Source organism: Candidatus Rhodoluna planktonica (assembly GCF_001854225.1).
Lineage (GTDB): Bacteria > Actinomycetota > Actinomycetes > Actinomycetales > Microbacteriaceae > Rhodoluna > Rhodoluna planktonica.
Genome location: NZ_CP015208.1, coordinates 445,697 through 471,578, shown reverse-complemented (window position 1 = coordinate 471,578; position 25,882 = coordinate 445,697). Strand labels below are relative to the sequence as shown.

The 25,882-nt window shown below is 52.1% G+C and carries 27 protein-coding genes and 1 pseudogene; 4 read left to right on the top strand and 24 right to left on the bottom strand.

Features of this window, described 5'->3' with window-relative positions; genetic code table 11:
• Nucleotides 1-43: 43 nt before the first annotated feature.
• From A4Z71_RS02375 to recG, 17 genes and pseudogenes are all read right to left on the bottom strand, one after another.
• A complete protein-coding gene (locus A4Z71_RS02375; RefSeq protein WP_070954367.1) occupies nucleotides 44-367 on the bottom strand; it encodes a DUF2469 family protein in 324 nt (107 codons plus the stop codon).
• Nucleotides 368-377: 10 nt separating this feature from the next.
• Nucleotides 378-1,067 (bottom strand): ribonuclease HII, encoded by a 690-nt coding sequence (locus A4Z71_RS02370; RefSeq protein ID WP_070954366.1) that lies wholly within the window; start codon nucleotides 1,065-1,067, stop codon nucleotides 378-380.
• Nucleotides 1,039-1,791 (bottom strand): signal peptidase I, encoded by a 753-nt coding sequence (lepB, locus tag A4Z71_RS02365; protein WP_070954365.1) that lies wholly within the window; start codon nucleotides 1,789-1,791, stop codon nucleotides 1,039-1,041. Before lepB ends, A4Z71_RS02370 begins: the two co-directional genes overlap by 29 nt.
• Nucleotides 1,792-1,800: 9 nt before the next feature.
• Complete coding sequence (gene rplS / locus A4Z71_RS02360; protein WP_070954364.1) at nucleotides 1,801-2,154, bottom strand: 50S ribosomal protein L19; 354 nt, start codon at nucleotides 2,152-2,154, stop codon at nucleotides 1,801-1,803.
• A gap of 125 nt (nucleotides 2,155-2,279) precedes the next feature.
• Nucleotides 2,280-2,975, bottom strand: coding sequence for a tRNA (guanosine(37)-N1)-methyltransferase TrmD (gene trmD, locus A4Z71_RS02355; RefSeq protein WP_070954363.1), 696 nt, complete (start codon nucleotides 2,973-2,975; stop codon nucleotides 2,280-2,282).
• 2 nt (nucleotides 2,976-2,977) lie between these two features.
• The gene (gene rimM, locus A4Z71_RS02350) at nucleotides 2,978-3,520 is read right to left on the bottom strand and encodes a ribosome maturation factor RimM (RefSeq protein ID WP_070954362.1); all 543 of its coding nucleotides are present in this window, start codon (nucleotides 3,518-3,520) and stop codon (nucleotides 2,978-2,980) included.
• Nucleotides 3,513-3,749 carry an RNA-binding protein gene (locus tag A4Z71_RS02345; RefSeq protein ID WP_070954361.1) on the bottom strand — a complete coding sequence of 79 codons (237 nt, stop codon included), beginning with the start codon at nucleotides 3,747-3,749 and terminating at the stop codon, nucleotides 3,513-3,515. The genes rimM and A4Z71_RS02345 overlap by 8 nt, the downstream gene beginning before the upstream one ends.
• A gap of 159 nt (nucleotides 3,750-3,908) precedes the next feature.
• Nucleotides 3,909-4,319, bottom strand: a pseudogene (gene rpsP / locus A4Z71_RS02340) (30S ribosomal protein S16); the annotation flags it as partial.
• Between the two features lie 163 nt (nucleotides 4,320-4,482).
• A complete protein-coding gene (gene ffh, locus A4Z71_RS02335) occupies nucleotides 4,483-5,979 on the bottom strand; it encodes a signal recognition particle protein (protein WP_084028387.1) in 1,497 nt (498 codons plus the stop codon).
• A 9-nt stretch (nucleotides 5,980-5,988) separates the two neighbouring features.
• Nucleotides 5,989-7,035 carry a signal recognition particle-docking protein FtsY gene (gene ftsY, locus A4Z71_RS02330; RefSeq protein WP_145943886.1) on the bottom strand — a complete coding sequence of 349 codons (1,047 nt, stop codon included), beginning with the start codon at nucleotides 7,033-7,035 and terminating at the stop codon, nucleotides 5,989-5,991.
• An 11-nt stretch (nucleotides 7,036-7,046) separates the two neighbouring features.
• A complete protein-coding gene (smc, locus tag A4Z71_RS02325; RefSeq protein ID WP_070954358.1) occupies nucleotides 7,047-10,559 on the bottom strand; it encodes a chromosome segregation protein SMC in 3,513 nt (1,170 codons plus the stop codon).
• 66 nt (nucleotides 10,560-10,625) lie between these two features.
• Nucleotides 10,626-11,555, bottom strand: coding sequence for a bifunctional DNA-formamidopyrimidine glycosylase/DNA-(apurinic or apyrimidinic site) lyase (gene mutM, locus A4Z71_RS02320; protein ID WP_070954357.1), 930 nt, complete (start codon nucleotides 11,553-11,555; stop codon nucleotides 10,626-10,628).
• Entirely contained in the window at nucleotides 11,555-12,247 is a 693-nt protein-coding gene (gene rnc / locus A4Z71_RS02315) for a ribonuclease III (RefSeq protein ID WP_070954356.1), read from the bottom strand. Before rnc ends, mutM begins: the two co-directional genes overlap by 1 nt.
• 11 nt (nucleotides 12,248-12,258) lie before the next feature.
• On the bottom strand, nucleotides 12,259-12,462 hold the full coding sequence (gene rpmF / locus A4Z71_RS02310) for a 50S ribosomal protein L32 (RefSeq protein ID WP_070954355.1): 204 nt from the start codon (nucleotides 12,460-12,462) through the stop codon (nucleotides 12,259-12,261).
• Between the two features lie 4 nt (nucleotides 12,463-12,466).
• Entirely contained in the window at nucleotides 12,467-12,982 is a 516-nt protein-coding gene (locus A4Z71_RS02305) for a YceD family protein (protein WP_070954354.1), read from the bottom strand.
• 4 nt (nucleotides 12,983-12,986) lie between these two features.
• Entirely contained in the window at nucleotides 12,987-13,487 is a 501-nt protein-coding gene (gene coaD / locus A4Z71_RS02300; protein ID WP_070954353.1) for a pantetheine-phosphate adenylyltransferase, read from the bottom strand.
• Nucleotides 13,488-13,600: 113 nt separating this feature from the next.
• Nucleotides 13,601-15,742 carry an ATP-dependent DNA helicase RecG gene (gene recG / locus A4Z71_RS02295; RefSeq protein ID WP_070955210.1) on the bottom strand — a complete coding sequence of 714 codons (2,142 nt, stop codon included), beginning with the start codon at nucleotides 15,740-15,742 and terminating at the stop codon, nucleotides 13,601-13,603.
• A gap of 65 nt (nucleotides 15,743-15,807) precedes the next feature.
• Here recG and rsmD point away from each other — a divergent pair, with 65 nt between their 5' ends.
• Complete coding sequence (rsmD, locus tag A4Z71_RS02290) at nucleotides 15,808-16,377, top strand: 16S rRNA (guanine(966)-N(2))-methyltransferase RsmD (RefSeq protein WP_070954352.1); 570 nt, start codon at nucleotides 15,808-15,810, stop codon at nucleotides 16,375-16,377.
• 3 nt (nucleotides 16,378-16,380) lie between these two features.
• On the opposite strand, the gene A4Z71_RS02285 is transcribed toward rsmD, so the two are convergent.
• From A4Z71_RS02285 to typA, 5 genes are read right to left on the bottom strand one after another with little or no spacing between them, the layout of a single operon-like run.
• Nucleotides 16,381-17,670: a citrate synthase gene (locus A4Z71_RS02285; protein WP_070954351.1), complete on the bottom strand. Its 1,290-nt coding sequence runs from the start codon at nucleotides 17,668-17,670 to the stop codon at nucleotides 16,381-16,383.
• Nucleotides 17,671-17,701: 31 nt separating this feature from the next.
• Entirely contained in the window at nucleotides 17,702-18,820 is a 1,119-nt protein-coding gene (gene dapC, locus A4Z71_RS02280; RefSeq protein WP_070954350.1) for a succinyldiaminopimelate transaminase, read from the bottom strand.
• A 4-nt stretch (nucleotides 18,821-18,824) separates the two neighbouring features.
• The gene (fdxA, locus tag A4Z71_RS02275; RefSeq protein ID WP_070954349.1) at nucleotides 18,825-19,142 is read right to left on the bottom strand and encodes a ferredoxin; all 318 of its coding nucleotides are present in this window, start codon (nucleotides 19,140-19,142) and stop codon (nucleotides 18,825-18,827) included.
• Nucleotides 19,143-19,192: 50 nt separating this feature from the next.
• Nucleotides 19,193-20,320 (bottom strand): PIG-L deacetylase family protein, encoded by a 1,128-nt coding sequence (locus A4Z71_RS02270; RefSeq protein ID WP_070954348.1) that lies wholly within the window; start codon nucleotides 20,318-20,320, stop codon nucleotides 19,193-19,195.
• A gap of 19 nt (nucleotides 20,321-20,339) precedes the next feature.
• Nucleotides 20,340-22,250 carry a translational GTPase TypA gene (gene typA / locus A4Z71_RS02265; protein ID WP_145943884.1) on the bottom strand — a complete coding sequence of 637 codons (1,911 nt, stop codon included), beginning with the start codon at nucleotides 22,248-22,250 and terminating at the stop codon, nucleotides 20,340-20,342.
• 152 nt (nucleotides 22,251-22,402) lie between these two features.
• Between typA and A4Z71_RS02260 the strand changes: the two genes are divergently transcribed.
• The gene (locus A4Z71_RS02260; protein ID WP_070954346.1) at nucleotides 22,403-23,167 is read left to right on the top strand and encodes a CPBP family intramembrane glutamic endopeptidase; all 765 of its coding nucleotides are present in this window, start codon (nucleotides 22,403-22,405) and stop codon (nucleotides 23,165-23,167) included.
• 10 nt (nucleotides 23,168-23,177) lie between these two features.
• The gene (locus A4Z71_RS02255) at nucleotides 23,178-24,152 is read left to right on the top strand and encodes a hypothetical protein (protein ID WP_070954345.1); all 975 of its coding nucleotides are present in this window, start codon (nucleotides 23,178-23,180) and stop codon (nucleotides 24,150-24,152) included.
• A gap of 86 nt (nucleotides 24,153-24,238) precedes the next feature.
• On the opposite strand, the gene A4Z71_RS02250 is transcribed toward A4Z71_RS02255, so the two are convergent.
• Nucleotides 24,239-24,655 (bottom strand): DoxX family protein, encoded by a 417-nt coding sequence (locus A4Z71_RS02250; protein WP_070954344.1) that lies wholly within the window; start codon nucleotides 24,653-24,655, stop codon nucleotides 24,239-24,241.
• A gap of 133 nt (nucleotides 24,656-24,788) precedes the next feature.
• Between A4Z71_RS02250 and A4Z71_RS02245 the strand changes: the two genes are divergently transcribed.
• Entirely contained in the window at nucleotides 24,789-25,181 is a 393-nt protein-coding gene (locus A4Z71_RS02245) for a hypothetical protein (protein ID WP_070954343.1), read from the top strand.
• A 50-nt stretch (nucleotides 25,182-25,231) separates the two neighbouring features.
• Here the strand turns inward: A4Z71_RS02245 and A4Z71_RS02240 are convergent, their stop codons facing one another.
• The gene (locus tag A4Z71_RS02240; RefSeq protein WP_070954342.1) at nucleotides 25,232-25,879 is read right to left on the bottom strand and encodes a trimeric intracellular cation channel family protein; all 648 of its coding nucleotides are present in this window, start codon (nucleotides 25,877-25,879) and stop codon (nucleotides 25,232-25,234) included.
• Nucleotides 25,880-25,882 lie beyond the last annotated feature (3 nt).

Below are 25,882 nucleotides of genomic sequence, written 5' to 3'. Positions count from 1 at the left end.
GCCCGACCTTGAAACGGGGGGATTTTAGGTTTCTGTGGATAACCTATTCGCCGACAGCAAGCTCTTTCGGCAAATTGAATGCCTTGCCCGAAAGCTCTTCGATGTTTAGGTCCTTAAAGGTGAGCACGCGCACTTTGTTGACAAAACGATCTGTTCGATAGATGTCCCAGACCCAAACATCGGTCATTGTGATCTCAAAGTAAAAATCGTTGCCCGCATCGATTCGCTGCAGGTCAACCTCATTGGCCAGATAAAAACGACGCTCAGTTTCAATCACATATTTGAAAGTGTCTACGACATCGCGGTATTCGCGGTACAGCGCCAGCTCCGCGGCTCGATCGTAGTCGTCAATTTCGTTTTCATCCATCGCTGCAAGTCTATTCGTTCGGGGACAAATTTGGCCCAGCGAGTATTTTGCTTAGCCAAGATATTCGGTGCACCTCACTGGGGCCATAGGTCTGAATCGCGTCGATGTGCTTCGCAGCCGCATAGCCTTTGTGCCCCTCGAACCCATAGGCCGGGTGCAACTTTGCCAGGTCAATCATCAGTCGGTCGCGGGTAACCTTGGCAAGCACAGAAGCTGCGGCAACGCTGACACAATCGCGGTCGGCTTTAGGTCGAACTGTTACCGGTAGCCCCATAGCCGATTCGCCAAGCCAGTTGTGGCTGCCATCTAACAGCACTGCGGCGCCGTCACTAACTAGTTGGGATCTGAACTCGGGGCTGGCTAAAACCTGGTCCAGCGCCCGCTCAGCAGATTTGGCCAGCGCCCAGACAATGCCGCGCTCATCGATTTCTTGCGCCGAGACCTGACCTACTCCCCACGCCACCGACCAGTTCGACACCGGTTCAAACAAATTTTCGCGCTGACGCTCGGAAAGCAACTTCGAGTCAGCCAGACCCGCAGGCCAAGGCAATTCGCTTTGCAAATCGATTATTGCTGCGCCAACCGCTACCGGACCAGCAATTGCCCCGCGCCCAACCTCATCGATACCAATCAGGTACCTAGCGCGACCAGCAAACTGGCTGCGCTCAAATTCAAGGCTTGGGAACGTCTTTGAAGACATCTGGGTAGTTGTCGAGCCAGGTGAAATTGCTGAAAGGCCAGCTGATTACGAATGCCCGGCCGACCACAAATTCGGCGCCAACAAATCCCTTTGATGGCAGATCGTCGTGGAAACGCGAATCTTCGGAGTTTGGTCGATTATCGCCCATTACCCAAAATGATCCTTCGGGAACAACAACATCAAATTCAACCTCGGATGGTTTCGCACCTGGGGCTAAGTAAGGTTCGGTAATCGGTTGTCCGTTAATCGTGAGTTTGCCATCAACATCGCAGCAGACAACATGGTCGCCGGGCAGGCCAATCACCCTTTTGACCAGATGCTGAGAACTGTCTGGGGCAGCAATTCCAAACGCAGACAGCAACCACTCTCCGGCAGCCGAAAGTGGATCTAGTTGTATTTCAGGAGCCAGCCCAAGCCAGCCACCCGGATCTTTGAAAACTACGATGTCGCCGCGATTGAGCGGCACAATATCGGGGACCAGCTCGTTGACAATAATTCGGTCATCGATTTGCAAGGTTTCAAGCATCGAACCTGAAGGTATAAAAAATGACCTAATCAGGAACGTCTTGATTAAGAGAGAGAGCACCAACGCCGTGCCCACTATTACTAAAAGGTCGATGGCCAGAGAAACAAATACGTTTTTTCTGAACCTACGCCATTTTGTTGCTAGCGGCGAGCGTGGTGCTCTTCTTTTTGGGCCTTCGAACTGCCCGAGGTTTGTCATGCTCTAAGGTTATTTGGCGTTGTCGCGCTTTTCGCGGATCTTTGCCTTCTTGCCACGAAGATCGCGCAAGAAATAGAGCTTCGCGCGACGAACGTCACCGCGAGTAACAAGTTCAATCTTCTCGATGACTGGCGAGTGCACTGGGAAAGTACGCTCGACGCCAACCTGGAAGCTGATCTTTCGAACTGTGAAGGTCTCGCGAACCGAGTCGCCCGAGCGGCGAATTACGATGCCCTGGAAAACCTGGACACGGCTGCGGTTACCTTCAACGATGTTTACGTGAACCTTTACGGTGTCACCAACACGGAAGTCTGGAATGTCTGAACGCAGCGAGGCTGCATCTACGACGTCAAGAATGTGCATTCTTTTATCACTCTCTGCTACTGCGCGCAGGTCAATAACGGTTTAGTTTGATGATTCGATGTCCTTTGGCCGAAAACTCCCCTGCGGCAGAGTTTTCATCGGCAGACAACTTATAAAGTTTAGACCTATTGATCGCTTTTCGGCAACAGGTCGGGTCGAACCATCCGGGTTCTTTCGATCTGCTGCTCGCGTCGCCAACTAGCAATCAGTGCGTGGTTTCCGCTGAGCAAAACCTCAGGAACATCAAACCCGCGCCAAGATGCTGGTTTTGTGTAGCTGGGGTATTCAAGTAATCCATCAGAATGGGATTCTTCGATTAGGCTTTCGGCATTTCCGATAACCCCCGGAATGAGCCGCGAAATCGCCTCAATCATGGCCAAGGCAGCTACTTCTCCGCCATTTAGAACATAGTCTCCGAGACTAATTAGGCGAACTGAAGCCTTGGTTGCCGCGTAATCGACGACTCTCTGATCAATGCCCTCATATCGACCGCAGGCAAAAACGAGATGAGATGCCTGGGCTAGTTCGACCGCGGTCGACTGCTTGAATTGCTCTCCGGCGGGAGAGGTAAAAATGACAATGGCGGATTTGTCGGCAGGCAAGATGTCGTCCAAAGCCTCACCCCAAGGCTCGGGTTTCATAAGCATGCCAGCACCACCGCCGTAAGGCGTATCGTCTACGGTTCGGTGTCTATCGTGGGTGTAATCACGTAAATCGTGAGCTGAAAAATCGATGATGTTTTTCTCGCGGGCTTTGCCGAGTAGCGAAAGATCTAGCGCTTGAAAATAATCGGGGAAGATCGAAATAGCGTCGATGCGCATAACTACTCCTCGATTACCTCTTCGAAAAGACCGCCGGGTGGCGTAATAGTTACCGTACCGGCAGCAAGATCAACCTCGGGCACAATTGCCTTAACAAAAGGGACCAAAACTTCATCGGTCTCGGTTTTTACAACTAGCAAATCTTGAGCCGGCATGTGTTCAAGTCGTTCGACAACACCGACCTGCAGACCATCTCGGATGACCTTCAATCCAACTAACTGGTGGTCGTACCAGGCATCGTGCTCTTTCGGCAGTTCGGAAAGATCAGTTTCAATGAGCAGGATTGCTTTTACCAGGGTTTCGGCTTGGTTGCGATCTTCAACTTCTTTGAGAAAAAGAACAGGAGATTGGTTATACCAGCGAAGTTCATTCACGGTCACGGTCTTACCGAACCAGGGTGAAGTTTCGGGAACCTGAAGGTTCAACTTGGCCCCGGGCGCAAAGCGCTCCTTGGGGCTATCAGTGTAAAGCTCGAGTTTGAACGCTCCCTTTAAGCCGTGGGCCTTGACCAATCGGCCTACGCGGAGTGTTTCAGTCTTAGAAATCGGTGTCCACCACGTCGACGCGGACTTTTTTACCGTCGGCCAATGCGCTGACCACAGTGCGCAGCGCTTTAGCAGTGCGGCCGTTGCGCCCGATTACGCGACCAAGGTCATCAGGGTGCACGTTGATCTCTAGAAGATCGCCACGCGAGGTGGTTCGTGCAGTTACTGATGCGTCGTCAGGATTGTCGACGATTCCTTTGACCAGGTGTTCGAGCGCAGCGGCAAGCACTTATTAAGCCTCTTCGGTCTCTGCAACCACTGCTTCTTCAGCGGCAGCTTCAGCAGCAGGTGCCTCTTCTGCGGCAGCTTCAGCAACCGGTGCTTCTTCAGCGGCAGCTTCAGCAGCAGGTGCCTCTTCGGCAACAGCAGCGACGTCTTCGGTAGCAACTTCTGCAGCTTCAGCAGCAGGGGCTTCCTCGGCAGCTGGAGCAGCCTTCTTAGCAGCTAGTTCGTCTTTTGGAAGAAGAACTGGCTTCTTTTTGGTGTCTAGCACGAACTCGGCTTTAGCAGCCTTGGTCTGCACAACGTTCTTGGCATTTAGGTCGCCCTTAGATGCCTGGAAGTCACCGGTTAGCTTCAAGATTGCTTCGACCTGCTCGGTTGGCTGAGCGCCAACGCCAAGCCAGTAGCGAGCACGCTCTGAGTTAACCTCGATGAAAGATGGGTTTTCGGTCGGAATGTAGCGACCAATTTCTTCAATGACGCGACCGTCACGCTTGGTGCGTGAATCAGCGACGACAATACGGTAGTGAGGCGCACGGGTCTTGCCGAGACGCTTCAGGCGGATCTTAACTGCCACAAAAACTCCTGTGATGTGAATTGGGGCGAACATTCATCCGTGAGCGTGGGGTGCACACTCGGAAGAAAAAGCTCTGGGGGTTGCCCTGATAACTGGTTAGAGGGTCAGCTACCGGCAACCGCTCTATTCTGCCAGAAACTTTAGGCTTGCGCTAGTTGAAAGGCTAAATCCCGAAAGATGAACCACCGGATTGCTGATCCGGGTTGCGACCGGCCAGACGTGCTGCTTCCTCCGCAGCACGTTTCGCCGGGTTTCCAGACTTGGAACCTTTTTTCTTATCTTTCGACTTTGACTTGCCGCCGCCAAGGTAGCCACCGCCCATACCTGGCATGCCAGGCATTCCCGGCATTTGAGGCATTGCACCCTTGGCCATGGTTTTCATCATCTTTGCGGCCTGTTCGAATCGGGTGACTAGAGAATTCACCTCGGTGACAGTTGTGCCTGAACCTCGTGCAATGCGCGCCCGGCGCGAGCCGTTCAAAACCTTAGGCTGGCGACGCTCGAGGGGTGTCATCGAACGAATGATTGCCTCGGTGCGGTCTATTTGCTTCTCGTCAAAATTCTCGATTTGCGAACGCATTTGGCCAGCCCCCGGCATCATCGCGAGCATGTTTTTGAGCGAGCCCATTTTTCGCAACTGCTGCATCTGCTCGAGAAAATCCTCAAGGGTAAAGGTTTCCTTGGCTAGCTTGTCGGCGAGCGCCTTGGCTTCTTCTTCGTCAAATTGTTTTTGAGTTTGTTCGATCAGAGTAAGAACGTCACCCATGTCGAGGATTCTGGAAGCCATTCGATCTGGGTAGAAAGGCTCAAAAGCGTCTAGAGCCTCACCGTTTGACGCGAAGATGATTGGCTTACCGGTTACCGAAGATACTGAGAGCGCAGCACCGCCTCGAGCATCACCGTCAAGCTTGGTTAGCACAACGCCGGTAATTCCCACGCCATCCTCAAATGCCTTGGCCACGTTTACTGCGTCTTGACCAATCATTGAATCGATGACGAACAGAACCTCATCGGGTTCAACTGCCGATCGAATGTCTCGAGCCTGGGTCATCAGCTCTTCATCGATACCCAAACGACCGGCGGTGTCAACAATTACGACGCTGTACTGCTTTTGGTTAGCAAACTTGATTGCATCTTTGGCAACCGTGACTGGATTTCCGACACCATTGCCCGGCTCTGGCGCAAAGACCTCTACCCCAGCTCGCTCACCAACAACCTGAAGTTGATTGACCGCGTTGGGTCGCTGCAAGTCAGCCGCTACCAAAATCGGGGTCTGGTTTTGGTCCTTCAACCATTTTGCCAATTTTCCGGCCAAGGTTGTCTTTCCAGAACCTTGCAAGCCGGCAAGCATGATGACGGTCGGCGGCTTCTTAGCAAAGTTGAGTTTGCGCTGTTCGCCACCCAGGATGGCCACCAATTCGTCGTTGACAATTTTGACGACCTGCTGGGCCGGATTTAGGGCTTTAGAAACCTCATCGCCGAGGGCACGTTCGCGAACCGCTGCAATAAAATCTTTGACCACCTCGAGGGCGACGTCAGCTTCGAGCAATGCTCGTCGAATTTCCCTCAGCGTGGCATCGATATCTGCGGCGCTGAGTTTTCCCTTGGCGCGCAGGTTTTTGAACGTATCGACTAAACGATCTGAGAGGTTGCCAAACAAAATAACTCCTTAGCTAACTAAACCGTTAGCGAATTCTTGCGGATCGAAGAATGCAAAATCATTGATGCCCTCGCCCACTCCGACAAGTTTCACCGGAATACCTAATTCTCGCTGAATTGAATAGACAATTCCGCCTTTTGCCGTGCCATCCAACTTGGTCAGCACAACCCCGGTCACCTTGGCGATCTCAGCGAATGCCTTTGCTTGCGTAAGGCCGTTCTGTCCAGTTGTTGCGTCTAGCACCAGCAAGACTTCGTTGATTTGCGCGCGCTTTTCGACAACTCTTCGAATTTTTTCCAATTCGGCCATGAGATCTGTTTTGTTTTGCAAGCGACCTGCGGTGTCAATCAACAGGATGTCGGCGTCTGCGGCAATCGCAGCATCAACGGCTTCAAAAGCAACCGAAGCCGGGTCTTGTCCATCTTGATTTGGTCGCACCAGCTTCGCCCCGGCTCGATCTGCCCAAGTCGCAATCTGGTCAACCGCCGCAGCCCTGAAAGTGTCTGCAGCAGCGATGAATACTCTCCAATCACCCTCTACTAACCAATTGGCCAGTTTTCCAATGGTGGTGGTTTTGCCAACGCCGTTGACGCCAACCACTAAGAAAACGTAGGGCAGTTTTCCATCAGCTAAACTGAGTGAGCTGTTCGGGTGCTGCAGCTGCTCGGCAATTATCGAAGCCAGAATTTCTTTCAACTCGGATTCGGTTTCTGCTTTCGCCGCTTTAGCTCGGTCCTTTACCTCGGCAACAATTTGGGCTGAAGCGGTGACACCGAAGTCGGCTTGGATCAGGATGTCCTCAAGTTCATCCAAATTTTCTGGATCAAACTTGATTCGGCTAAACAGACTGCGAATACCCTTCTTCGCACTGCGTTTTGGCAATTCAACCGGCTGTAACTCTTCTTCTTGAGGTTCTAGCTCCTGCTCTTGGACTTTGTCTTCGGCCTGCTGCGGCACCAGAACAACAGGCTTGATTTCTTCTACAGCAGGTTCGTTTGGCTGATTTTCTTCAACCGACTCAACGGCATCGTCTTTACGCTTCCGCTTCCAAAACATCAGGCCGGCCACTAGTTGCCCTTTTCCCCGAGGCGTTGCCCGACGACCGCCGAGACGCCATCCTGGCGCATTGAAACTCCGTACAAGGCATCAGCGATTTCCATGGTGCGCTTTTGGTGAGTGATGATGATTAGTTGCGAATTCGCTTTCAAATCTTCAAGAATCTTGAGCAAACGGCCAAGGTTCGCGTCATCCAGTGCCGCCTCTACCTCATCCATGACGTAGAAGGGCGAAGGGCGGGCTTTGAAGATCGCGATGAGCAGTGCAACGGCAGCTAGAGATCTTTCGCCTCCGGAGAGCAGCGACAAACGCTCGATGCGCTTCCCGGCTGGCTTGACACTGACTTCCAAACCGGTCGTCAGCATGTCATCCGGATTAGTTAGGTAAATTGAGCCGCTGCCGCCCGGGAACAAAACCGGGAAAACCTTTTCAAAAGCCTGTCTGGTGTCTTCAAATGCCTCTGCAAAAATTGCCTGCATTTTGGTGTCGAGGTCTTCAATAATTTGCAGCAAATCTTTTCGAGTTTGGGTTAGGTCAGCCAACTGTTCGGTCAGGAACTTGTGCCTGGCCTCGAGCGCAGCAAATTCTTCAAGAGCTAGCGGATTTACGCGACCCAGGCGCTCATAGAGCTTTTCAGCCTCACGCAAACGGCGGATTTGCTCATCGCGATTGAACGGTTGCGGCTCAACACCTTCGGCCACTTCAGCGCTTTCAGGTGAATACTCGGCAAGCAAAACCTGCAATTCGAGACCCAACTCATCGTTCGCCCGGCTAACCAAATTTGCCAGATTGAGTCGCTTTTCATGGTTCGACATTTCGATGTCGTGGACACTTTGGGTTAGCCCCTGCAGCTTCATCTGAATTTCAGCAGTTTCACCGCGCAATTTGACCAACTCGGCATTTTGGTTGGCTCGAGCTGTTTCGAGCTCGTTGAGTTTCACCTTCGCCGAAGTTGCGCTGTTGGAAACGAACTCCATAAATTTTGGCAAAATCGCCAAAACCCGCTGAGCCTTCTCTAGCTGCACCTGCTGGGCCCGGGCAGCCTGCTGCGCCTTTTCAATCGCAGCTGCGGCGACCGCAACTTGCTGGCGCAGGGACGAGGCTCGTTCAGCTTCGACGCGTTGGCGTTCGATAGCCGCCCCTAAGTCAACGCGAATCTCAAGCTCGCGCTGGCGCTGCTGTTCCAGATTTGCAACCAGTTGATCACGATCTTGCAGGTTGACATCTGGTCGCTCTTGCGCAGCAAATTCGTCATGTGCTTTCAAAGCCAACTCGAGATTTTCCTGAGCGAGGGCAATTCCCGCCTGCGCCTGTTCGGCTACTTTGGCCAGTCGCTCAACCTCGGCTGCTGAAGACTCCACTTGAACCCTCAGGCGACCCAATTTCTCGGCGTTCGCTGCCAAGGTGGCATCGTGTTCGTTTAGTTTCGCCAGCGCCTCTTTGGCAGAAAGTTTTGCCGCCTCTTCGGTTGAGCGCAACTGCGCCAGTTCACCCTTGGCGCGCTCAAGTTCATCGGTTACCGAAAGCAGTTTCTGTTCAGCTGAATCGCGCTCAGCGACTAATTCAACTTTTGAAGGTTTTGAATTGGAACCACCGCGCAAAATTGATTTGGTCAGCACGTCACCGTCTTTGGTGATGACTACAAATTGCGCAACCGATTGGTCAGTGCGGTAAAGCTCGCGTGCGGCAGCCAAGTCGTCAACCACAACGACATTTTCAAGAATCTGCAAGATACCGGCCGGAGCCTGAACTACATCTGCGGCAGCTTTTGCACCGGGAACAATTGGCAAGTTTTTGACTTTGCCCAGTGATTCCACGTCGGCCACAATAAGTTCGGCACGCCCGCCATCAATTGATTTCAAATGCTCAAGGGCCGCGATGCCAGCATCTCGATTTTCGGCAACCAAGGCATCAGCGAGAGAACCAAGGGCAGCAGCGATAGCGGTTTCGTAACCGCTCTCGATTTTCATGTGGTTGGCCACCAACCCGCGAATGCCGCGCAATCCGGCAGCTACCAATTCAGTAGCACCGTCTTTCTGCTCCAAGGTTAGGTTTAGCGCTGATCGACGCGCGGTAAGCGAGTCACGCTCACGCTCAGACTTATGAATGCGCTCTCTTAAGTCTTCAATTTTTTGAGCCGCCTCAGAAACCGCTTTTTGAGCATTTTCGTATTGTTGCTCCAGTTGATTTTCGCCGCGAGATTGCTGCGACTGCAGCAGCTGATCTAAAGCATCAAACTCTGATTGCCTCGCTGCCGCTCGGTCTTTTGCTTCGGTTAGGGCCTGTTGATGACGCACAAGCTCATCACGCAATGACCCCAGCCTAGATTCGGCTACTGCCGCTTCATTAGCCAGTTTTGCCTTATCCATGTCGAACTTGGATATCAGCGCTGTTTGTTCGGCAACTTCGGCATCAAACTTTTCGAGCACATCCCTAGCTGCAGTTCGATCTAGCTCCGCTTGGTGCAGAGATTTTTGCAACTCTTCGACCGACTTTTGTAGCTCGAGCAAAGCCTGATCGGCAGCGTCTGCTTCGGCAGCGATTGCGGATGGATCGACCGTGGCAGCGGAAACCTGCGCCTGGCTTTCGAGCATCGCCAATTTCTGATTGGCAACGGTGAACAGTGACCGAAGGCGCTCTGCAGCGGTATCGAACTGGTAGGCCAGATTTCTTGCCTGGTCGACATCCGTAGAAACTTGAGAGTTTTCTAGCTGACCTAAACGCTGAGTATTTTCTTCAAGCAGCGACTGAAGGATGTTTCGTTCTGCTCGGCGGTCGGCTTCGTTTTTTGATGTCTCATCAAGGGCTTTGTGAAGCTCTTGGATGTCGAAAGCCAACACTCTGGCCTTGGCATCTCGAACCACAGATGCAATTTGCTGTGCTTCGCGAGCAACCTCGGCTTGCTGACCCAAAGGCTTTAGCTGACGACGAACTTCGCCAGCCAAGTCGTTCAAGCGAGTGAGGTTCGCTTGCATCGCTTCCAGTTTTCGAACTGTTTTCTCTTTGCGGCGACGGTGCTTCAAAATACCAGCGGCTTCTTCGATGTAACCGCGGCGCTCTTCAGGCGTTGCCACCAGGACGTTTGAAATTTGCCCCTGACCGACGATGACGTGCATTTCACGCCCAAGTCCAGAGTCGCTGAGCAATTCTTGAACATCTAGCAGTCGGCACGATTCGCCATTTATTGCGTATTCGCTGCCGCCATTGCGAAACAGGGTTCGCGAGATTGTCACTTCGCTGTACTCGATCGGTAATGCTCCGTCGGAGTTATCGATGGTGAGAATTACCTCAGCTCGACCCAGCGGACCTTTAGTTGAGGTGCCAGCAAAAATAACATCTTCCATTTTGCCGCCGCGCAAGGTTTTTGCACCCTGCTCGCCCATAACCCAGGCGAGGGCGTCGACGACGTTCGATTTACCCGATCCGTTTGGCCCGACAACTGCCGTGACTCCCGGTTCAAAAGCAAAGGTGGTTGGGTTTGCAAAAGACTTGAAACCTTTGAGTGTGAGGCTTTTTAGATACACGCAGCAACACACCCCTCAGCTATTAGTAGAAAATTGCGAGAACACTCGCCTCTCAAAATTACCGTATTAGTGCTTGAGTCTCTGACACTTGGGGCAGAAGTGCGAGCCGCGATTCATCCAGTTTTCGCGCTTTATCGCCGTGCCACAGCGCTTACAGGGAAGACCGGTCATTCCGTAGGCGTTGAGCGAAACAGCAAAATAACCGGATTCACCATTCACATTTTTGTACTGTTCGTCAAAACTGGTGCCGCCTTCGGCCACCGCTTTCTGCAGAATTTCAGTCACCGCACTCAACAGTTCTTTGGCTTTCATTTTGCTGATTGTGTTAGCCGGTTGGTCGTAGTGGAGGCGAGAACGCCAAAGCGCTTCATCAGCGTAGATATTGCCAATTCCACTCAGTGTTTGCTGGTCGAGTAAAACTCGCTTGATACCTGAGCTTTTTTTATTGAATTTTTTGAAGACTGAGTTGGCATCAAAATTCTCATCCAACGGATCTCGACGGATGTGGGCTGCCTGCATCGGTATGAGATCGGCAAACCAGCTCTCCGAAGTCATTTCGGGGCAAAATCCGCCAAATTTTCCGTCATCGGTTGGCACCAATTCGTCAATCGCGAGCGAACCGAAAAGACGCTGATCAATAAAGCGCATTTCAATTTTTTCCCCAGTTACCGCCTCGGCGTGAATTACCGCTCGGGTCAATTTATCTTCAACGGCTTTTTCTGGGCGAATCAAAATTTGGCCGCTCATGCCCAGGTGCCCCACGAGGGCGATTTTTCTTTCGGTTTTTTTGGTCTCCAGGGGGAACCAGAGAAACTTTCCGCGCCGAACTACACCCGAAACTTTGGAGCCGACCAGCGTCTGCTCGAAATCTTTTGCGCTGCCAGGATGGCGTTTCAAAGAACGAGCATCATGAATGTCAACAGCGAGAATTTTGGCGCCGGTTAGATAAGGGGCTAATCCGGCTCTAACCGTCTCAACCTCGGGTAACTCTGGCATTACTTATTTTTCTCTTCAACATTTTTAAGTCGCGACACGGCGTCGATCGCGGCCGCTGTTTCAGCCAATTTTTTCGACCTAGCGCTGCCAGCGCCGATTACTCTGCCTTCGAAAACTGCCTCAGCAAAAAAGGTTCGATCATGATCTGGGCCTTCGTGCGTGACGGCGTAATGCAATAGGTCTTTGCCGCTGGACTGCAGAAGCTCTTGCAAAGTGGTTTTGGGATCAGAATTTGCACGCAGTGAATCGGTATCGGCTAACAGCGGAAAAATGTATTTATCGATCAGGGCTGTGGCAGCAGGGAGGCCATTCGACATCAAAACCGCCCCCAGTACGGCCTCAAATCCGTCGGCGAGTAGGTTGATTTTCGAACGCCCGCCAGTCAACTCTTCACCGCGGCCCAATTTTAGAAATTCGCCGAGACCGATTTGATTTGCCACATCGGCCAAGGCATAAACCGAGACCACGGCATTTTTGACTTTGGTGAGTTCACCCTCATCCAGGTCAGGCAAAAGTCGATAAATGTGCTCTGTAACGACAAAACCCAACACCGCATCGCCTAGAAATTCAAGACGTTCGTTGTTGGGTACGTTGCCCTGCTCATAAGAGTATGAGCGATGAGTTAGTGCAGTTTCAAGCAGTCGGTGCTCGACCTCAACGCCTAGGCGTTCGCATAGAACGTTGAGGTTCATGACTTCAAACTTTAGGCGTCAGCGACCTTGCGGCCCTTGTACTCAAGGAACAGCGCGTTGCCTGCAGAGTCTTCAACAAGCTTTGCGCGGTGAGGCATGCTGTAAACGGTCTTTCCGTTCTCAATGGTCTTCACCAAGGTAACCTCGGCAGCCTTCCACTGTGAACGACGTGAGTGGGTGCGTGAACGAGATAGTCGTCTCTTTGGTACTGGCATGGTACTACTCTTCCTTTTTGCTAAAACCTTCTAGGGCACTCCATCGCGAATCAATCGCTTTTTCGTGCGCATGCTGCGGGTTGTCGGCCAACTTCACGCCACATTCTGGGCACAGACCAAGACAGTCGGTTGAACAGAGTGGGTGGTAGGGAAGGCTTAGAACTACCGCATCACGGATGGCTTGCTCAAGATCGATCTGCTCGTCCTGCACAACAAACTCATCCTCGTTAGTAAAAGAATAGGCGAAAAGCTCTTGAAAATCTACCTCAAGCGGGATGTTGAGCGGATCGAGGCATCTACTGCATTCACCGCTGGCCTTGGTGAAAAGGTCGGCGGTGGCCAAAATACCCTCGTGCACAGACTCTAAACGAAGATCAAGTTCAAGAACTGTGCCTTTATTGACGCGGACAATGCTTTCGCCTAGATCGCTGGGAATTTCAAAGTCGAGCTCTAACTCACGCATCTGACCGGGTCGGTGCATGAGGTCGTGCACGTTTATTCGATAGGGGTGTTCGGACATGGTTCTACTTTCGATTTGCCGAAGAAGATGCTAACGCTCGTTCGACAGATTTCGTGACGTAACCCGAAACATCGCCTCCCAAACTGAATACCTGCTTGACCAATGAGCTGGAAACATAGCCGTACTGCGGATTTGCCGGCAAGAAAATTGATTCGACGTCTGCCAAATCGCGATTAACCTGAGCCATCGGTAATTCGTAGTCGAGGTCGGCATTGCTTCTAAAACCCTTAATCAATGCCCGAGCTCCCACCATGGTGCAGTAGTCGACTAGCAAGCCCCCATCCAAGGTGTCAATCTTGATGTTGTTTGCACGAACTCCGGCTTCTTGAAGCCCCTCTCGAATAAGTTCGATTCGCACCGCACTGGGAAGCGATGCCGTCTTTGCGGGATTGTGCACCACAACGATGTGCAGTTCGGCAAAAAGTTTTGCCGCGCGAGCCGCTATGTCAAGGTGACCGAGAGTCACAGGGTCAAAAGAGCCCGGATAAACCGCGATGGAAGACATGGGTAAAACGCTAGCCCAATTTATGGGATTTGGCGAAGCCGAATGTTAGGCACGGGCGAAGCCGAATGTTAGGCACGGGCGAAGCCGAATGTTAGGCGCGGGCGAAGCCGAATCTAGGACTTCGCCAAATTGGCGCTCGCCTCTTCTTCGATTCGCGCCAAGGCCGCGGCGAGATTTGGGTGAGCAGTCAGAGCTGGGTCTTTTTGAAATACTTCTAGCGCAATTTCTCGAGCCTGCTGAATTGTTTTGGCGTCAGCAACTACTCGCAACAGTCGCAAACTTGATTTTCCGCCGGACTGCCTCAGGCCGAGAACATCGCCTTCACGTCTGAGTTCTAGATCAATTTCGCTTAGTTTGAATCCGTCAATATTTTCGGCTACGGCTTTTACTCGTTCTAGCGCCAAACTGCCATCTTCAGCTGTGGTCAGCAGCAGACATAATCCGGGATGTTGCCCTCGACCCACTCGGCCACGCAACTGGTGCAGTTGACTGATGCCAAATCGATCGGCATCAAGCACCACCATGACGGATGCATTCGGCACATCTACGCCCACTTCGATGACTGTCGTTGAAACCAGTAAATCGATTTTTTGGTTTAGATAATCTGCCATCACAGCAGCTTTTTCTTCACTGGACATCCGCCCGTGCAGCACTTCAATTCTCAATTTTTGAAGTGCCGGGTTTTGTCGCAGTGCCTCCGCGATTGGAATAGCGGCTGCCAGTTTCTTAACTTCTCGATCTTCGGTCGGTTCATCATCCGGTTGGAAAATCGAAGATTCTTGAACCTCTAGCTTTTCGTCGTTCTCGTCGATGCGCGGGCAAACCACAAACGCTTGACGCCCCTGCGCGATTTCTTCGGCTATTCGCTGCCAAACCCTTGCCACCAAGGTCGGCTGAGACAACTGCACCACGTGGCTTACGATTGGCTGGCGATTTTTGGGCAGCTCGGTGATTGACGAAATGTCTAGGTCGCCGAAGGCGGTCACAGCAAGAGTTCTCGGTATCGGCGTGGCAGTCATGGTTAAAACGTGTGGCGGCTGTTTGCCCTTCAGTCTCAATGCTTCGCGCTGATCAACCCCAAATCGATGCTGCTCATCGACGATTATCAAACCAAGATCGAAGAACTCGACATTCTGCGAAAGTAATGCGTGAGTCCCAACTACCAAAAGAGCTTTGCCGCTAACTATCTGCAGTAGCGAACGCTTGCGATCGGCAGTGCTCATCTGGCCGGTGAGTAGCGTGAGCCCAAGCGTTTTTGCCAGGTCTTCGCCCAGAGTGCGCTCAATCGAACGATAGTGCTGTGCAGCAAGAACTTCGGTCGGAGCTAAAATCGCAGATTGACCCGACGAATCAGCAACAGCGAGCATTGCGCGCAAAGCGACCAGCGTTTTTCCCGAGCCAACTTCACCCTGTAGCAAGCGATTCATGGGGTGCGACTGTGCCAGATCCTCAAATATTTCTTCGCCAACCTGCTTTTGTGAACCGGTGAGCTCAAACGGCAGTTTTGCGTCCAACTGTTCGACATAACCTGACTTGGCTCGAACACGTGGAACAGATTTGGTTGCCTCATTTGCCAAACGGCGCTGGAGCAAGGTTGCCTGTAATACGAACGCTTCGTTGAACTTCAGTGTTTCTCTAGCCTGCTGCCAGTCAGTTGCAGTTTGCGGCTGATGTATTTTTCGTATCGCTTCAGCCGCACTCAAAATTGAGTTTTTGGCCCGCGTTTGCTCGTCAATGGTGTCTTCAAATTCGGTAAAAGAATCTAAAACAATTCCGATTGATTTGGCGATTGTCCAGGTTGAAATGGCTGAGGCTGCTGGGTAAATCGGGATGGGCAAATCAGCCCAGCGTTTTGCCTCGGCGGCAGAAACCTCTTCGAGGAAAAGCTCGTAGTCAGGGTGGGACAACTGAAGTTTTCCTTGGTACGAGCCGATTTTTCCAGCAAACAAGCCTCTAACACCTGTTTTTAAATCCTTTTGTCGCCAAGCCTGATTGAAGAAGGTGAGAGTCAAAAACCCTTCACCATCAGTGATTTTTATTTCTAGGATGCTGCCGGTTTTGCCCTTCATCCGGCGTTCACGCACCTCGACCACCTCGGCCACAACCGTAACCTGCTCACCAATCGGCAACTGTGCGATGGGTGTTAGTTCACCTCGCGAACTGTAGCGCCGCGGATAGTGCTGCAGCAGGTCGGAAACCGTATTCAAACCCAGGTGGCGCGACAGTGCCTTGGCGGTTCTATCGCCAAGCACCATCGAAAGTTTGTTATCGGGAAGCAGCACGGTTCAATCTTGAACTGACAAGTTAGGCTTGGCACATCATGACACGAATAATCGGTGGAATAGCCGGCTCAATTAAGTTAGCCAGCCCGGCTAAAGTGACCAGGCCAACCAGCGATCGAATTCGGGAAGCAATCTTCAATCGCCTTGAAGCTCGAACCGAGCTGGATGAGATCACTGTTTTAGACCTTTATGCCGGCACTGGTGCATTAGGCCTTGAGGCGGTAAGTCGGGGCGCCGCTAAATGCATCCTGGTTGAAAAAGACAGCAAGGCTGCGGTGATTTGCATCAAAAATGCACAGCAGGTGCTGGCGGCTCTGGAGAAAGCCAAACTAGAGCCAGATGTTCAAGTTGCAAACAAGTCGGTCGCCTCGTTTTTAGCCAGCACCAACCAGAGTTTTGATTTGGTTTTTATAGATCCGCCATACGAGGTAGAAAACCAAGAGATCACCGAGAACCTGACCCAGCTGATTCCGCATTTGGCAGAATTTGCCACCGTCATGGTTGAACGTTCAAGCCGAAGCGGTGATTTTCAAATTCCCGCAGGCCTTAGCCTGGACAGCCAAAAAACATACGGCGATACTGAAATTTTTTGGCTCAGCGCCGACTAATTTTTAGTGGAAAAACCCAGGCAAATCGCGCTTTGGCTCGCCAACGTAAATCTGTTGTGGGCGACCAATCTTAGTGGCCGGATCGACGTTCATTTCGCGCCAGTGAGCAATCCAGCCGGGAAGTCGTCCCATAGCAAACAGTGCGGTAAACATGCGCGGTGGGAACCCCATCGCCTTGTAAATCACGCCGGTGTAGAAATCAACGTTCGGATAAAGTTTGCGCTCGATGAAGTATTCGTCAGCTAGCGCTGCAGCTTCAAGTTCTTTTGCGATATCAAGCAGCGGGTCTTGAACGCCAAGCTCGGCCAGCACGCGGTCGGCAGTTGCCTTTACGATTCGAGCACGTGGATCCAAGCTCTTGTAAACGCGGTGTCCGAAGCCCATCAGACGGATGCCATCTTCTTTGTTTTTGACACGGTTTACGAAAGTTTGAACCGATTCACCCGAAGCCTGAATCTGGGTCAGCATTTCTAGTACAGCTTCGTTGGCGCCACCGTGCAGCGGGCCAAATAGAGCATTGATACCGGATGCAACCGAAGCAAACAGGTTGGCTTGGCTTGAACCCACCAAACGCACTGTTGATGTTGAGCAGTTCTGCTCGTGGTCGGCGTGCAAAACCAGCAAGGTGTCTAGAGCTTTCGTGACAACCGGATTTTGAACATATTGCTCAGCCGCGTTACCAAAAGTTAGTCGCAAGAAGTTTTCGACATAACCGAGGCTGTTGTCTGGGTAAAGCAGCGCTTGGCCGAGGCTGTTCTTGTGCGCATAGGCTGCCAAAACCGGCAACTTGGCCAAAAGACGAATGGTTGAAAGTTCGACCTGTTCAGGATCGTGAGGGTCAAGCGAGTCTTGATAGAAAGTTGAAATTGCTGAGACGCCGGCGGCCAACACAGCCATTGGGTGTGCATTTTGCGGCATGGCGTGGAAAAGGTTCTTTAGGTCTTCGTGCAGCAAAGTGTGACGGCGAATTCGCTCTTCAAAATTCGAGAATTCTTCGTTGGTTGGCAATTCGCCATAAACCAGAAGGTACGCAGTCTCGAGGAAAGACTTTTGCCCAGCGAGCTGTTCGATTGGATAACCGCGGTGACGCAGTACGCCGTTAGCACCATCGATGAAGGTAATAGCTGATTTGGTTGATGCGGTGTTGACAAAACCCTGATCGTAGGCGGTTAGCCCTGTGATCGCAGTAAGTTTCGAGACGTCTACTGCATCAGGACCATCAACGCTTTTGATAATTGGCAAATCAGCCGTGATCTCACCGTAGGTGACGGTTACTTTGTCGCTGGAGGTCATCCTGCTCCTAAATAAGTGTCGGCAGCCTTTTTTAGGCCTTGGATAAGCCTATGGCATCGTGCAAACGCTGTGCTGCTTCGGCAATGTTTTTATCGGTTGCGGTAATTGAAAAACGAACGTGTTGGGTGCTGTGCTCGCCGTAAAAAGTGCCCGGAACCACAACAATTCCAAGTTCTGCCATGCGGTCAACAGTTTTCCAACAGTCTTCGCCGAGGGTGGCCCAAAGATAAAGCCCTGCCTGACTATCGCTTAATTCGAAACCGTAAGCACGAACAGCGGCCAGCAATACATCGCGGCGTTGCCGATAAATTTCTTTCTCAATCGCAACGTGTTCCTCGTCGGCGAGCGCCACCGCCATGGCTTTTTGCACCGGGTTCGGAGTATTCAGACCCGAATGCATTCTCAGGTTCACCAAGGCTTTGATCAGGGCTTCTTCACCGACCGCGAAAGCGGCACGATAACCGGCCATATTTGACTGCTTGCTCAGCGAGTAAACCGCCAAAACACCATGGTGCGATGTGCCACAAACACGAGGATCTAAAACCGACGGAATCAGCTCAGTTGACCATTTTCCCCAACCAAGTTCGGCGTAGCATTCGTCGCTCGCTAATAGTGCACCAAGTTCGCGGGCCCGATCAACAGCGGCCCTCATGTGCTCAACGTCCAAAACTCGACCATCCGGGTTGCCGGGTGAATTGATCCAAATAAGTTTTGAATTTTCCGGCCACTTGGCTGGGTCATCTTCGGAGACAATTTCGGCACCGCACAGGGCCGCACCCACCACGTAGGCGGTGTAGGCAACCTTAGGCTGAACGACGACATCGCCGGGACCAAGACCCAGCATCAGAGGTAGCCAAGAAATCAGTTCTTTGGAACCGATCGTGGGCATCACCTGGGTTGGTTTTAGGCCGGAAACTTTTCGTCGACGCTCAAACCACTCGACCACGGCCTGGCGAAACTCTGCCGATCCGGCGGTTGATGGGTAGCCCGGGGCATTCGATGCTGCATTCAGGGCATCTTGGATAATTGCGGGGGTTGGGTCAACCGGTGATCCAACCGAGAGGTCGACTGCCCCACCAGGATGCGCAGCAGCCTTAGCTGCGAAAGGCTCCAGAGATTTCCATGGATACTCAGGCAGTCGGTCAAACACTGAACTACGCCTGAGGTGGCAAAACGCTGACTACAGCGTGGTCGCCATCGATTTTGCCTACTTTGGCTGCGCCACCCGGCGAACCAATTTCGGCGAAAAATTCTACGTTTGCTTTGTAGTATTCCGACCATTGAGCAGGCAGGTCATCCTCGTAATAAATTGCCTCAACTGGGCAAACTGGCTCACAAGCACCGCAGTCAACACACTCGTCTGGGTGAATGTAGAGCATTCTGTCACCCTCGTAGATGCAATCAACCGGGCACTCTTCGATGCAGGCTTTGTCTTTTACATCAACGCAAGGCAAGGCGATTACGTAGGTCACACTAAATCCTTCTCTAAAACTGCCTCTAGTTTAACTTGCCAATCAGCAAATTAGCGGTGGCCGCGGGAAGATCGTCGCCAAGTTCCGGGCCGGACCCTTGGAAACAGAATTATCAAAGCACAAATTCCGATAGATCCGTAAGACCAAATGATCCCAAGATCGTTGTTTGGAATGAATAACTCTCCCCCAGGTTGCTCAAGGGCCAAGAGGTAAACCGTCGCTATGAACGAAGCACTCATCAGATAAAGTGCGCCGCGGCTTCTTCGCAACAACCGAATTGCTAGAGCCAGCGAAGTAATAGAAACTAGCGCAACCCAAAGCCCAATTGGGAAACCTGCTGCCGAACCTCCGCGAATCTGGTGCAGCATTGTTCCGGCAAAACCAGCGAGCACTCCTAGCGGAATGGCCCAGAAAAAGGTTAGGGCTGGGCGTAAATGAACAAGTGGGTTTGGGGCAGCACGCCGAATTCTCTCAGGCCGGTCGTACCGAACATTCTTGCCTGGCACGACCGAATAAGTTTCTCGGCTGATAGCCACCTGCGAGGCGTGGGCTTCTAACGCACGCTTTTTGACTTCAGCAGTTTTTGCATCGCCGATTTCTAGGTCAAACCGCTCGCGCGGTTCAGCGATTACCCAAAATTGTGGAGCCTGACCATTTTTTCGCGAGTAGTGACGCAGAGCCATAGCGGTAGCCTCATGGGCGACCTTGTGATCGGGGTGCCCAAATCCACCCCGACGGTTGTAAGTCAAGACAGCATCAGGCTTGAAATTTTGAATTGCTCGAGCGATGTCTTCGGCAACAACCGAGGTTGACACGGCCGCAAGAGAAAGTTCGTCGAGCCGCTTTTTACGACGCGGACGACCATTTGCGCCAATGCGCATCCCTGAATCTAAGTAAGCCCGGGTGCCGGCAAAACCATGTTTTACCGGACCAAAAACCGAGATGGCTTCGCGCAACTCGTTAGCTCGAAAAGCACCCATAGCCGGCAAATTGCCCTCTAAGGCTTTCAACTCTTCGAGCTTGACCCTACCTCGCTCGCCGCGCGTGAGAGTGAGGATAAAAACCTCTGCACCCTTGGCGACACGGTCAGCGATTATATGCCCGGTGTAAAGGCTTTCGTCGTCTGGATGTGCGTGAACAATCAGCAAACGTTTTGGTTCGAAACTCACCTTGGGCATAAAAATACTTTAGGCGTTTTTATGCCTCGCTAGCGCGCTTTCTGGCCGAAGTCTGACGTGCGCGGATGTTTGGGTCAAGTTCCAACTTGCGAATTCGAATAGCCTCTGGGGTTACCTCAACGCACTCGTCTTCACGCGCAAACTCAAGCGACTCTTCCAAAGAAAGTTTTCTTGGCGGGGTCAGCGACTGGAATTCATCTGCCGAAGCGGCTCGCATGTTGGTGAGCTTCTTCTCTTTGGTGATGTTTACTTCCATGTCGTCAGCGCGTGAATTTTCACCAACTACCATTCCGGCATAAACCTCTGCGCCCGGATCTACGAAGAATGAACCTCGCTCCTGCAATGCGATCATGGCGAACGGAGTTGCAACACCGGCACGGTCGGCAACCATCGAACCGTTGCTTCGGGTCACAATTTCACCGGCCCAAGGCTCGTAACCGGCTGAAATCGCGTTAGCAATACCGGTTCCTTTAGTAGTGGTCAAGAACTCGGTTCTAAAGCCGATTAGACCGCGGCTCGGAACTAAAAATTCCATACGAACCCAACCGGTGCCGTGGTTAGACATACTCTTCATGCGGCCTTTACGGCTCGCCATCAGCTGAGTAATCGCACCCAAGAATTCTTCTGGCACGTCAATGGTTAGATCTTCGACCGGCTCATGTAACTTTCCGTCGATTCGCTTGGTAACCACCTGAGGCTTACCAACGGTGAGCTCGTAGCCTTCGCGTCGCATCTGCTCAACCAGGATTGCTAGAGCTAGCTCGCCACGTCCCTGAACTTCCCAGGCGTCTGGTCGTTCAGTTGGCAAAACTTTGAGCGAAACGTTTCCGATGAGTTCTTTGTCTAGTCGGTCTTTCACCAAACGTGCGGTTACTTTTGCACCTTTGACACGGCCAGCCATCGGCGAGGTGTTGATACCGATAGTCATCGAAATGGCTGGGTCATCGACCACAATCGGAGGCAGTGGTCGAACATCGTTGAGGTCGGCAAGAGTTTCACCGATGGTGATGTTTTCGATACCGGCTACAGCAACTATGTCGCCAGCTTTAGCCTCTTCGGTTGGGAATCGCTCAAGAGCCTTGGTCTTCAAAAGCTCGGTGATTTTTACAGTCTGAGTTGAACCGTCTGCGCGAACCCAGGCAACCTGCTGTCCCTTTTTCAAGGTTCCGTTGAAAATACGAAGCAGAGCCAAGCGACCCAAGAACGGTGAGGCGTCAAGGTTGGTTACGTGCGCCTGCAGCGGGTGCTCGTTGTCGTAGGTAGGGGCCGGAATGTGTCGAAGAATAGCTTCGAAAAGCGGCTCAAGATTTTCTGCATCTGGAAGAGTTCCATCAGCAGGCTTGTTTAGGCTGGCGCGGCCGGCTCGACCTGAGGCGTAAATAACTGGAAGGTCCAGAATGCCGTCGATGTCAAGATCAGGCACATCGTCAGCTAGATCTGAAGCTAGGCCCAACAAAAGGTCATGAGCTTCTTCGACGACCTCATCAATTCGAGCATCTGGTCGGTCAGTCTTGTTTACCAACAAAATAACAGGCAGCTTGGCCTCTAGCGATTTACGCAAAACGAAGCGGGTCTGCGGTAGCGGGCCCTCTGATGCGTCAACCAGCAGAACAACACCGTCAACCATCGAAAGGCCGCGCTCAACCTCGCCACCAAAATCAGCGTGCCCTGGGGTGTCAATCACGTTGATGGTGATTTCTTTTCCGCCAGCGGCTGGTCCTTTATAAGAGATTGCGGTGTTTTTCGCGAGGATGGTGATTCCCTTTTCGCGCTCTAGGTCACCGGAGTCCATAACGCGCTCACCGACATCGCCGTGATCGCTAAAAGAACCTGTTTGACGCAACATAGCGTCGACAAGAGTGGTTTTACCGTGGTCTACGTGGGCAACGATGGCAACGTTGCGCAGGTCATCTCTATTGACGATGGCCATTTGAAACATCCTTTTTTGAGCGCGTGGCAGTAGCCAAAAGCGCTTGGTTTGAAATCGGGGGTGCAGATACTGCATCTTTGAGCCCCTGCGCTCTCAGTCTAGCCATGAATGCCTCGCTAGCCTAGAAGCTAATTAGTTAGTTTGGAGAAGTCGTGGCGAACAGACGACAGCTTTGGTTTGAAATTGCCGTTGTTTTTTCATTGAGTTTGGGAGCTTCTGCCCTCTACTCGATCGTGGCGCTGATTGCCAAGCTCACCGCGGAAACAACTTTGGCTCAACAGCAAACCACAATCAATCGCAGTCTTTCCGAGCGGGAGTGGCTAGATTTCACCTATCAGTTTTTAGGTTTTGCGCTAGGACTTGCTCCGGTGGCTCTGGTGGTCTTTCTTTTTTACAAAGAGAGTGGGAAACTTCGCGAGTCGTTTAGCTCGCTCGGTTGGCAACAACCCGGTCGCCTAAGTGATTTGTCCCGAGGTTTTTTGCTTACCGCCGCAATCGGCATCCCCGGCATCGGGCTCTACTTGTCATCCTTGGCGCTAGGGATAAATTCGCAAGTCGTACCTGCAGATTTGAACAAATATTGGTGGACAGCCCCAATACTTCTGCTTCTGGCGTTGAAGGCTGCACTTCTCGAAGAATTCCTGGTGGTCGGCTATCTTTTCAATCGCCTGCAACTATTGGGCTGGTCGAGCAATCGAATCATTGCGGGGTCGGCCCTATTTCGCGCCAGCTACCACCTATATCAAGGTTTTGGCGGGTTTATCGGAAACCTGGTTATGGGCTTTATTTTTGGCTGGGTCTACAAAAAATATGGTCGACTTCAGATCTTGGTTGTTGCCCACTTCCTCCTGGATGCCTTCGCCTTTGTCGGCTACTCGCTGCTTCTTCCCCAGCTGAATCAACTGCTTGCCGGTTAGGCTTGACTAGATGCGAAAAAACCTAGTTTTTAGAGGAGCTGTCTGGCTCAGTGCACTAGCTTTGCTGGTCAATCCAGCCTCGGCCAGCGCTGCACCGATTAGCGCGAAAACACAAACTTTCGTGAGCAACGCTTTTACCAACGACGGCGGAACCGCAATCACAAGCGCTGGCAACATTCAGTGGAGCACAAGCCTTGAAGCGCTCATCCAGCGGCGAGGAACTGGCGTCAAATTTGCCCAACAATTGAAGCCGGCAAAATTTCTACTGGGTACCACGGCAGTGTCAGTTGGTGCCTCGACAAACCCTAATTCGGGATATCTTTACGACTCGAATCGCCAGCTGATTCCGGCGCTCGCCGGACAATTTCTGGCAGCATCCAAGAGTTTGCGTGTGCCCAACGGTCCGCTAAGCAAAGTTGTACTCACCCGACTGAGGTCGATAATTGCGATAGATGGGACATTGGCTCAAGCACCTAATGGCAGCGTCGACTATGCCTGGGCAATACTCGGCCTGAAGAGTCAAAACCAAACAGAACTCGCTGACAAAGTCGCAAACAAACTGCTGGCCTTTGCCAACTCGGATGGCGGATTTGATGGCGTGACCGACAGCAGTTCAGTTAGCGCTACCGGACTTGCTATGCAGGCCTTGGTTGCCGTGAAGAATTCTGGCGGTGCGGTTGCCGTCAAATCCAAGTTGGTTGCATTGCGAGCCGCCTATAAATTTCTCACCTCGACCGATAGCCAAGACTCACATTGGATGAATGTCGGCTTGCCGGATGTATCCGGCACCGCCGAAGCGGTCATGGGCATCAGAGCTTTTGCGGGCGGAAAACCGGTAACCGCGCACCAGAAATGGTTGGTCTCGCAAACTGCAACCGATGGCGGCATCCGAGCTGATGTTTCGGTCGATAAGGGTGACGTCACCGCCACCGTAAAAAGTTTGCTCCCCATCTTTGGCGGCACTTACTTGAGCGCGATTCAGTAGCTGATCGGCCTCGCATTGGGTTTCGCGGGTAAAGAAAACCCCCGACCCTAACCCGGCAGGGAAAGAATCGGGGGCTAACTAAAGATTTAGAACAGCGGCAAAACTACTAGAGCCTGCAATACGCCGGCAACAACAGCTGCTAGCAACAAGCTGGCATTCATTTTGAAGGTGTACTTGCTCTCTTTGCGAGCTGCGTGCACGATGATGGCGCCAACCATGGTCAAAGCCAAACCAGCAGCGGCAAGGATTCCCCAGATTTGTGCCCATTCGAAACCAGGCAGGATCCAGGCGGCCAAAGGTGCGACAACGATTCCGGCTGCACCGATGATTTCTAGCCAAGCGATAAGGCGAACAACGCCGAATGGGATTTTCTCAATCCAGCCAAAGCCTGCGCCCAAAAGTGTTTCGCGACTAGATGTGGCTTTGAATTTACCAGCTTTGAAAAAGCCGTTTGCTACAAAAACCGAAACCGCTAGTGCGGCGATTGCCCATACGTAATTCATTTTTCTCCTACGCTTGTTTTTTTCCTGATTTGGATTACCCTTTTAGTAAAGCATTACTTTACTTGTTTAGTCAAGTAGCCCTTTACTTATTTTCCTAAGTGTTGCGGCAGCATCAGGTGACAGAGGAGGTCTCATGGAAATCAAGGCAGTTTGCGAACGTCACAATGACGGCTGGCTAGTCGCTGTTCCACAACTTGGTGGCTACAAGACCTCGGCTAAACGACTCGACAAAGCTACCGAGGCCATCAAGGCACTGGCCGAAAAAGAAACTGGCGAGTCAAAATGCGACATCGTAGTAAAAGTTGAGGCGGTTATGCCCGGCATCATTTGCGACCTTGAGGCTGCACAAGAAAAAATGATTGCAGCTCAGCGGATGCAAGAAGAGGCATCTGCCGAAATTCGCGATGTCGTTGCTCGCATGCGCGACGAAGGTCTAACAATGCGCGATATCGCAGTTTTGCTTGGAGTAACCCCGCAGCGTGTTGCTCAGCTTGCGCCCTGCACCGAAACTTCGATCGCCTCTTAGCTCACCAAGCCTTCGCAGGCCTCTTAGGCCGCCAAACTCAGGGCTAGTTGCTAGGCTCGCCACTCTGGCAAACGCCATCCTCTAACGATGGCCAAGATTCTTACCGCGATGATAAACAGCGCCCCAACTGTAATTGCCCAGAAATCACTGCTGCCCAAAGAATTGAGACCAACTACAACCCAACCGCCGATGAAAGCAATCACCGAATAAGGTTGGTGGTCACTAAAAGCTCGTGGAATCTCGTTAACCACGACATCGCGCAGCACTCCTCCAAAGACCGCCGTGATGATTCCCATAATGATCGAGACCAGCGGTGAAAGACCCGCGTTGAGTGCAATCTGAGTTCCCGATGCGGTGAAAATACCCAAGCCGAGGGCATCGGGCCAAGTGGTTGCTCGGGCTGTCACCTCAAGATGGCGACTGCGGACAAAGAGCATCGCCGCCAACACAATGGCCAACAAAACCCAGAGCCAAAATTCATTTTGAACCCAGAAGAACGGTCGGCGATCAAGCAAAACATCGCGCAAGGTTCCGCCGCCAAAAGCGGCCAATGCCGAAACCATCGCCATGCCGACAAAGTCAAGTTTCTTACGGGCGGCTTCGATTAACCCGGATAGAGCGAACGCCAGAGTACCGAGAACTTCAAAAAGCAAATTTGAGTTTGCAAAAACCGACTCAACGGTATCGATGGGATTCACCCT

What these genes read in the sequence shown, in the direction of transcription:
- rnc (WP_070954356.1), bottom strand. Translation starts at nt 12,247, where the DNA reads ATGAACCTCAACGTTCTATGCGAACGCCTAGGCGTTGAGGTCGAGCAC.
- A4Z71_RS02250 (WP_070954344.1), bottom strand. Translation starts at nt 24,655, where the DNA reads ATGAATTACGTATGGGCAATCGCCGCACTAGCGGTTTCGGTTTTTGTA.
- rplS (WP_070954364.1), bottom strand. Translation starts at nt 2,154, where the DNA reads ATGCACATTCTTGACGTCGTAGATGCAGCCTCGCTGCGTTCAGACATT.
- ftsY (WP_145943886.1), bottom strand. Translation starts at nt 7,035, where the DNA reads ATGTTTTGGAAGCGGAAGCGTAAAGACGATGCCGTTGAGTCGGTTGAA.
- rpmF (WP_070954355.1), bottom strand. Translation starts at nt 12,462, where the DNA reads ATGCCAGTACCAAAGAGACGACTATCTCGTTCACGCACCCACTCACGT.
- coaD (WP_070954353.1), bottom strand. Translation starts at nt 13,487, where the DNA reads ATGTCTTCCATCGCGGTTTATCCGGGCTCTTTTGACCCTGTGACTCTC.
- rsmD (WP_070954352.1), top strand. Translation starts at nt 15,808, where the DNA reads ATGACACGAATAATCGGTGGAATAGCCGGCTCAATTAAGTTAGCCAGC.
- A4Z71_RS02255 (WP_070954345.1), top strand. Translation starts at nt 23,178, where the DNA reads ATGCGAAAAAACCTAGTTTTTAGAGGAGCTGTCTGGCTCAGTGCACTA.
- typA (WP_145943884.1), bottom strand. Translation starts at nt 22,250, where the DNA reads ATGGCCATCGTCAATAGAGATGACCTGCGCAACGTTGCCATCGTTGCC.
- mutM (WP_070954357.1), bottom strand. Translation starts at nt 11,555, where the DNA reads ATGCCAGAGTTACCCGAGGTTGAGACGGTTAGAGCCGGATTAGCCCCT.
- A4Z71_RS02375 (WP_070954367.1), bottom strand. Translation starts at nt 367, where the DNA reads ATGGATGAAAACGAAATTGACGACTACGATCGAGCCGCGGAGCTGGCG.
- A4Z71_RS02245 (WP_070954343.1), top strand. Translation starts at nt 24,789, where the DNA reads ATGGAAATCAAGGCAGTTTGCGAACGTCACAATGACGGCTGGCTAGTC.
- lepB (WP_070954365.1), bottom strand. Translation starts at nt 1,791, where the DNA reads ATGACAAACCTCGGGCAGTTCGAAGGCCCAAAAAGAAGAGCACCACGC.
- trmD (WP_070954363.1), bottom strand. Translation starts at nt 2,975, where the DNA reads ATGCGCATCGACGCTATTTCGATCTTCCCCGATTATTTTCAAGCGCTA.
- A4Z71_RS02370 (WP_070954366.1), bottom strand. Translation starts at nt 1,067, where the DNA reads ATGTCTTCAAAGACGTTCCCAAGCCTTGAATTTGAGCGCAGCCAGTTT.
- A4Z71_RS02285 (WP_070954351.1), bottom strand. Translation starts at nt 17,670, where the DNA reads ATGACCTCCAGCGACAAAGTAACCGTCACCTACGGTGAGATCACGGCT.
- recG (WP_070955210.1), bottom strand. Translation starts at nt 15,742, where the DNA reads ATGGTGCTTGGCGATAGAACCGCCAAGGCACTGTCGCGCCACCTGGGT.
- A4Z71_RS02305 (WP_070954354.1), bottom strand. Translation starts at nt 12,982, where the DNA reads ATGTCCGAACACCCCTATCGAATAAACGTGCACGACCTCATGCACCGA.
- A4Z71_RS02270 (WP_070954348.1), bottom strand. Translation starts at nt 20,320, where the DNA reads ATGCCCAAGGTGAGTTTCGAACCAAAACGTTTGCTGATTGTTCACGCA.